This is a genomic window from Intrasporangium sp. (assembly GCF_051961875.1).
GTDB lineage: Bacteria > Actinomycetota > Actinomycetes > Actinomycetales > Dermatophilaceae > Intrasporangium_A.
In genome coordinates, this window is sequence record NZ_JBQCCV010000002.1 from 1 (window position 1) to 2607 (window position 2607).

General features: G+C 68.3%; 3 protein-coding genes. All 3 read right to left on the bottom strand.

All coding sequences use genetic code 11. The annotated features are described in order from the left end of the window. Window positions 1-822 (bottom strand): P-type ATPase (locus ACTHJJ_RS00025; RefSeq protein ID WP_440300888.1); only part of this gene is annotated, 822 nt, incomplete at its 3' end. Next, the gene (gene kdpA / locus ACTHJJ_RS00030; RefSeq protein WP_440300889.1) at window positions 819-2465 is read right to left on the bottom strand and encodes a potassium-transporting ATPase subunit KdpA; all 1647 of its coding nucleotides are present in this window, start codon (window positions 2463-2465) and stop codon (window positions 819-821) included. The genes ACTHJJ_RS00025 and kdpA, both read right to left, overlap by 4 nt. Further along, window positions 2465-2551, bottom strand: a complete 87-nt coding sequence (locus ACTHJJ_RS00035) for a potassium-transporting ATPase subunit F (RefSeq protein ID WP_440300890.1) — start codon at window positions 2549-2551, stop codon at window positions 2465-2467. Before ACTHJJ_RS00035 ends, kdpA begins: the two co-directional genes overlap by 1 nt. Window positions 2552-2607 lie beyond the last annotated feature (56 nt).

Consider the following 2607-nt stretch of genomic DNA (forward strand, 5'->3'; position numbering starts at 1 on the left):
CACGAAGATGACGGTCAGGATGACCAGCAGGATGGTCAGCGCGAGCTCGTTCGGGGTCTTCTGGCGTGCGGCGCCCTCGACGAGCGCGATCATCCGGTCGATGAACGTCTCGCCCGGCCTGGTCGTGATCCGCACGGCGATCCCGTCGGACAGCACCGTCGTGCCGCCGGTGACAGCGCTACGGTCGCCGCCGGACTCGCGGATGACGGGTGCGGACTCGCCGGTGATGGCGGACTCGTCGACCGTGGCCATGCCCTCGATGACGTCCCCGTCCCCGGGGATGACCTCGTTCGGCCGGACGGTGACAATGTCCCCAATGGCCAGCTCGGAGGCGGCGACCGTCTCGAAGAACCCATCGGCGCGGCGCCGGCGGGCGGTCGTTGTGCGTCGGCTCGCCCGCAGCGAGGCGGCCTGCGCCTTGCCGCGACCCTCGGCGACTGCCTCGGCCATGTTCGCGAACAGCACGGTGGCCCAGAGCCACACGGTGACCGCCCACGAGAACCACGATGGGCTGACGATGGCAGATGCGGTCGTGATGACCGAACCGACCCAGACGACGAACATGACGGGGCTGCGCCAGACGTGGCGCGGGTCGAGCTTGGCGACGGCCTGAGGGAACGTCGTGAGCAGCTGTCGGGACAGCTGCGACAGCGAGGTCGCCGAGCGCCCCGGGCGGATGAGCTGGTCGGCGCGGCGGTCCCGATACCTGGGGTTGATCCGGTTGGCCAACCGGATCAACCCGGTGCCGGTCCTCGCTCCAGAGGTGCGCGTGCTCGTGGACGACACCGGTGTGGACGGGCGGGGCGTTGACGACTGAGTCATGAGAGCGCCTCCGCGAGAGGGCCGAGAGCCAGGGCCGGGAAGAAGGTCAGACCGGTCACGATGATGGCAACTGCAGTGAGCAGGCCCGCGAACGTCGGGGTGTGGGTCGCCAGCGTGCCTGCCGTGGCCGGGCGGCGGCGTTGGGCCACGAAAGATCCCGACAAGGCGAGCACGAGGACGATCGGGACATAGCGGCCGAGGAACATGCACGCGGCCAGCGTCAGGTTGAGGTACGGCGTATCGGCAGAGAGGCCGGCGAACGCGCTGCCGTTGTTGTTCGCTGCCGAGGTATAGGCATACATCACCTCCGTGAGCCCGTGCGGTCCGCTCGCGAACATCTGCGCCGACACGAGCGGCAGCACCATGCCGATCCCGGTGAAGGCCAGAACGAGCGAGGGCATTGTCAGCAAGGACAGGGCGGTGAGGGTGATCTCGCGCCGGCCGATCTGCTTGCCGAGCAGCTCCGGGGTGCGCCCGACCATGAGCCCGGCGATGAAGACAGAGAGGACCGCGATGAGCAGGGCGCCGTACAGGCCAGTCCCCACACCGCCCGGGGACACCTCGCCGAGCATCATCGCGAAGATCGCCCCGCCGCCGCCCAGCGGAGACAGGCTCTCGTGGGCCGAGTTCACCGCTCCCGTCGAGGTGCTCGTCGTGCTCGCTGCGAAGAGCGCCGATGGCCAGACGCCGAAGCGCAGCTCCTTGCCTTCGAGCGCACCGAGCGGCCCGGCCGCCGCGTGGGCCTCCGCCCAGGTGACCGTCGCGACGATGAGGCCCCACAAGCTGGCCATGAAAGCGAGCACCGTCCATCCCTGCCGCCGATCGGCGACCATCACCCCGTAGGTGCGCGGAAGGGAGAACGGGATGACAAGCAGCAGGAAGATCTCGAAGAGGTTGGTGAAGGGGTTCGGGTTCTCAAACGGGTGGGCCGAGTTGGCGTTGAAGTAGCCACCGCCGTTGGTGCCGAGCTCCTTGATCGACTCCTGCGACGCGACGAGCCCGCCCTGGATCACCTGGTGGCCGCCCGAGAGCGTCGTGACCTCCGTCGGCGCGGTGAGGTTCTGGATAACCCCGCCGAGCAGCAGCACGACAGCACCGAGAATCGCGAGGGGCAGCATGATGCGCAGCGTCGCCCGCACCAGGTCGACCCAGAAGTTGCCGACCACCGCTCCGGTGGACCGGACCATACCGCGGATGAGCGCGGCGGCCACCGCGAGCCCGACGGCCGGGGAGACGAAGTTCTGCACGGCCAAACCCAGGGTCTGCACGAACGGCGACGTGCCCACCTCAGGGACGTAAGCCTGCCAGTTGGTGTTCGTCACGAACGACACCGCCGTGTTGAGCGCCGTGTCGACATGCATCGAGGCGCCTCGGGCAAACGGCAGCACGCCCTGGAGCACGAGGATGAGAAGGAGCAGCACGATCCCGACCACCGAGAAGCCCAGGAGCGCCACGGCATAGGTGCTCCACCGCTGCTCCGACGACGGGTCGACGCGGCACAGCCGGTACACGAGCCGCTCGATGCCCCAGTGCCCTTCGTCGGTGAACACGCGGGCCATCCAGTTGCCGAGCGGCACATGGACGACTGCGAGGGCAGCAACCAGGACAGCGATCGTCAACAGACCGCTCGTCGTGTCGCTCATCAGAACCGGTCCGGGTGGAGCAGCACGTAGACCAGGTACACCAGCACCGCCAGACCAAGCGCCATTAGAACCACATTCACGACCATGAGACGTTCCTACGCGCCCGCTGTGCCGATCCACCCCGCCTTAACACCCGCCTGAC

Excerpts from the sequence above, each read along its gene's own strand:
- ACTHJJ_RS00035 (WP_440300890.1), bottom strand. The coding sequence starts at position 2,551 with ATGGTCGTGAATGTGGTTCTAATGGCGCTTGGTCTGGCGGTGCTGGTG.
- kdpA (WP_440300889.1), bottom strand. The coding sequence starts at position 2,465 with ATGAGCGACACGACGAGCGGTCTGTTGACGATCGCTGTCCTGGTTGCT.